2 protein-coding genes and 1 tRNA gene are annotated in these 4,766 nt (G+C 37.8%); 1 reads left to right on the forward strand and 2 read right to left on the reverse strand.

Annotated features, from left to right (window positions below; genetic code table 11):
• Positions 1–128 precede the first annotated feature (128 nt).
• Positions 129–204, reverse strand: a tRNA-Phe gene (locus L655_RS0122390).
• 331 nt (positions 205–535) lie between these two features.
• Here L655_RS0122390 and L655_RS0122395 point away from each other — a divergent pair.
• Positions 536–3,313: an ATP-binding protein gene (locus tag L655_RS0122395; RefSeq protein WP_024606328.1), complete on the forward strand. Its 2,778-nt coding sequence runs from the start codon at positions 536–538 to the stop codon at positions 3,311–3,313.
• 36 nt (positions 3,314–3,349) lie between these two features.
• On the opposite strand, the gene L655_RS0122400 is transcribed toward L655_RS0122395, so the two are convergent.
• Entirely contained in the window at positions 3,350–4,675 is a 1,326-nt protein-coding gene (locus L655_RS0122400; RefSeq protein WP_024604027.1) for an IS4 family transposase, read from the reverse strand.
• Between the last annotated feature and the right edge of the window lie 91 nt (positions 4,676–4,766).

Below are 4,766 nucleotides of genomic sequence, written 5' to 3' on the forward strand. Positions count from 1 at the left end.
CGAACGGTTGACCTACTGATTACAAGTCAGTTGCTCTACCAGCTGAGCTAAGTCGGCACACAAAACTGTGTGCTAAGGCACGTGTAATAATGTTTAAACTGTTGATTAAACACCACTACTTTAATAAATGGTGCCTCGACCCGGAATCGAACCAGGGACACGAGGATTTTCAATCCTCTGCTCTACCAACTGAGCTATCGAGGCACTTAAACAGTGCTAATTAAAAATCTTAAATGATTTTTAATGCAATTCCCACTCGTCTCTAACGACTGAGCTATCTGGGCGTGCGGCGTATTAAACGAGTTTTGCCCTTACAAGTCAACTTTTTTTTTATTCTTTATAACTGTTTGAACGGTTTTCAGGCAACTCAGTGCATTTTTTATTAATAACGTTCATTTTTACCACAAGTCGAACTATAAATATAAATAAATCAGACTAAAACAGTAGTGAATTATTTTTTGTAAATGTTACGATTAGCTTAGATACGTACGATAGGGACTTATCGTAGTAAAATCACATCAATTGGAAACAATCAATGCAGAGTAAATTTTCATCGCCAGTCAAAGGCTTATTACCTCTTTTTTTAATCATAAATATTGCAGTAACAGCGCTTGCTATTATTGCCCACTCATTTTATTCACAAACTGAAGTTAAGACAGCCCAACCTGCATCATCTGTTAATATTGTAACGCTTGCCGATAGATTAGACTTACCTATGGTTGATGCATTAACTATGTATGGTCAAGGTAAAGTAAGGCAGTTACTTGATTTAACGTCGTTATTAGATGATGACTTTGAATATACTCTATATCGTTTCAATGCTACATCAGATACTCAGTTGGTATATAGCAGCAGTAAACCTGCTATCGCTTCAATTAAAACTGAAAAGCATCTAGTAGAAGAAGGCATCCTACACCACTTACTGCTGTTAAACGATCAACCTATTGGCGAGCTTATTATTAAGCAAAACCTACAAACCGCTCCTTTAAGCGCTCAAAACTCTCAAGTTATTGCCTACATTATTGCTATAGCGAGCGTAGCTGCATTATTTATATTTACTTTAATGTTTAATATGTACATTAATACTCGCTTACGTAAAAGTACTGACATTCTTACGCAAGAGCTACAGGCAATCATCGACGATGCTAATTACAATAGTAATGTTGACGAGCAACTCGATATTGGCCTAGGTGTAGTTGCAAGACACATCAATCTATTATTGCAAAAAGTACAAAGTGCAATGAGTGAGAATGACGCAGCCCAAAAAGAGCTTTATAAATTACAAAATGGTCTAGAGGCCGAAGTACAAAATCGTACTTTAGCGCTTGAGCAAGCAACACTAAAAGCAGAGCGAGCAAGCGAGACTAAAACAACGTTTTTAGCAACCATGAGTCATGAGATTAGAACGCCAATGAACGGTGTTATAGGTACTATTGATTTACTTCGCCAAACCGAACTTGATGGCGCTCAGCATCGCTTAAGTACGATTATTCGTGAATCAGCATTCTCGTTATTGAGTATTTTGGACGATATTTTAGACTTTTCTAAAATTGAGGCTGGAAAATTAAATATTGACCCGATCCCATTTTCGGTAACCGATACCATTGAAGAAGTTGCTCGAGTACTCTCATCAGTTGCTAAAAAACGTGAGCTTGATTTAGAGCTAGCAATAGCACCAGATATTCCAATCAACCTTACCGGTGATAGTGTGCGTGTACGTCAGGTGCTTTATAACCTATGTAGCAACGCAATTAAATTCACTAGCACTGATGAAAAAACCCAAGGCCATGTAAAAATATCAGTAGAGGTGGTTCATAATACGACTGATCACTTTACCTTACGCTTTTGCGTAACTGATAACGGTAAAGGCATGTCGCAGGCGCAACTTCGCGAAATATTTAATCCATTTATTCAAGCCGAAAACTCAATTACCCGAGAATATGGTGGCACCGGTTTAGGTCTTTCTATTTGTAAAAGCTTAACTGAGCTTATGTTAGGTACTATTCATGTAACTAGTCATACGGGAATTGGCAGTGAGTTTACAGTAGAGCTGCCCTTTAGCACATCGGGTAAAATTAAGTACGCACATAAAGGTGCATTAAATGGCAAGAAAATTGTTGTAGTTAGTAATCACCTAGAACGTGAAAAAACAATGTACCGTTATTTATCGTTCATGGGCGCTAAAATAATTTATGCACACACAGAAGAAGAAATTGAAGAGCACCAGCATTCACAAGATATTATTTGGGTGGCTGATGGCATAGACAATATGGATAAAACTAATGCGCTGCTTAGACGTTTATTTTATTCATTAGAGGATTATAACCAACAAGTTGTAGTACTAAGTAAGCTTGATGAAGCAGCTATAAATCATAAAAACATTTTTTATATTAATGCTTCTCCTCTATGTAAATCTAACTTTATGCTTTCTATATTGGTGGCTGCAGGGTTACATACACCTAAGCAAATTAAAAAAACCAAAACACTTAATAACTATTTAAATGTTGAGCAGGCACGTAATTCAAACAAATTGGTTTTACTTGTTGAAGATAACCTTCTAAACCAACAAGTCCTCACCAATCAACTACATATACTGGGCTTTGGCGTTGAAATAGCGAACAACGGTGAAGAAGGCCTAGATATGTGGAGAAAAGGTGATTACTCACTTATTTTAACCGACTTACACATGCCTAAAATGTCGGGTTACGATATGGTCGAAAAAATCCGTAATGAAGCAGAGCTATTAGAATCGATTGATGCACAGCCTTACATTATTGCAGTAACAGCAAACGCACTTAAAGGCGAAAAAGAGCGCTGTTTAGCGGTAGGTATTAACGACTTCATTACCAAACCTATAGAGCTAAACGCGTTAGAAGAAACTCTAAAACGTTGGAGCGATAAACAAAGCCAAAACCCGAATGTAGTTATTCATCAAACTATGGCACTACCTATTGATATGGAAGCTGTTGCTAAATATGTAAACGGTGATAACGCTAAGCAAATTCGTTTCTTCAAAATGTATTTAGAACAAAGCCAAGGCTTAATTAAGAGTATTAATTCCGGCGTTATGGTTAACGACTTAAATGAGATTATTGAAGGGTGTCATCAATTAAAATCGATCTCCAAGACAATTGGTGCCCAAACGGTGGCAGAACTTTCAAGTGCATTTGAAGATAAATGTAAAGAAGGTGAACTCACAACCGATGAATTAATAGAGTTAAGAGATAAGCTAGAAATTGAATACTCTAAAGCTGCTCAATTTTTAAAGGAACAAATTAAAATATCTGAGCAAGAAGATGAGTTAAATGAATAAATAAACATAAAAAAGGGCTTAATAGCCTAATGTCAGTCAGTTAACACTGACTGGCTTTTTTTTATAGGGATATTTAGATGGTTTCTTTTTCACACATCGTGGAAAGCTGCGCTCATGATGCCTTGTTGGTAACTGAAATAGCGTCAGCGTTTCTAATAAATGCTCATAGCGTTTTGGTAAATTTCCCGGACTTGTCAGTGGGATAGTTAACAGAAATACATTGATATGTCTTGAACAATGAGAAAAACTCAGTTGATTTGGCCATACTTCCAGTAACTCTGCTGCCTCACGCATGGCTATTCTTATAATATTGTAGGCAATTAGTAACCCCCACAATTCTTGCCTTATCATATCCGGCCTTTTTGAGCGTAGGATATAGTTTGAGTGCAACATTGTTTGTTTTATTTCTCGATATCCTATTTCTATTTCCCAGCGATGCATGTACAAATCAGCGATTTCTTTTGATGGGTAACGCATTACATCAAGCATTGATGTAAGAATCTGATACTGCTTATTATTATGCGTGTAAGTAAGCAGCCGAGCTTCTATAAACTCTGGCAAGTCAGTAAACTTTTTTCGCGCTTGTGGCGATGTTTTAAGACGCACTAACTGGTCATTTTTACTCATTTTCTTTATGGTATCAACGGTTAAGCCTTTTCTGACAGGTATCATCCAGTGCCTTTCAGTCCCTGCTTGGTGCCAACGATGCAAAAGCCCTAATGAATAATAACCGCGATCAAATAAGGTTAATGAGTTATCCGGTGTACCTTCAATGAGCTCTTCAGCGAGTGTCATTTCTCCTTGATGTTGCCCGTTAAAAGTACAATTAATGAGTTGATGGCTCGTTAGCTCCATGTGGCATACCATCCGAATTTGCGGATAGGTATTTTCACCATACTGGGTTGAGCCACACCCAAATACGTCTTTATTCTCTGGCGTATCATGTGTACGAAAAACAACGCCATCAACTGCTAATAGATTTAAGCCACAAAATGTATCGAAGTGGGCATGATTATAATGCCGTGACGCCATCATCTTGAAGACCTGCTCGACAGCATCTTCACCTAAGCGTTGTCTCGCTTGAACCATGGCACTAGGGGCAACTAGTTTCCCTTTACCTGGTAAGGCGATGTCCATTTTAGAGGCTATATCCCAAACAGATTCATGACGAAATAAACTCATACCAATCACAGACCAAACGACAGCATCGAGTGGTAGGCGACGTTTACGAACGGTGGCGACACCCGATTTTTCAAAAGCTTGGTTAAGTAATTCGGGATCTAAGATGCCAGATAAGTTATCAAGCGTTGTAAATTCATCAGCAGATGAGAAGGTGGTTGAAAGAGCTGTTTGAATATCCATAAAAAAACCGTAATTAGCGAAACTAATTACGGATTATTCACGATCATTTAGATCGGTCAACCGATCAATTAACCTTAACTGATCGGCATTA

Source organism: Pseudoalteromonas sp. TAE79 (assembly GCF_000498015.1).
Lineage (GTDB): Bacteria > Pseudomonadota > Gammaproteobacteria > Enterobacterales > Alteromonadaceae > Pseudoalteromonas.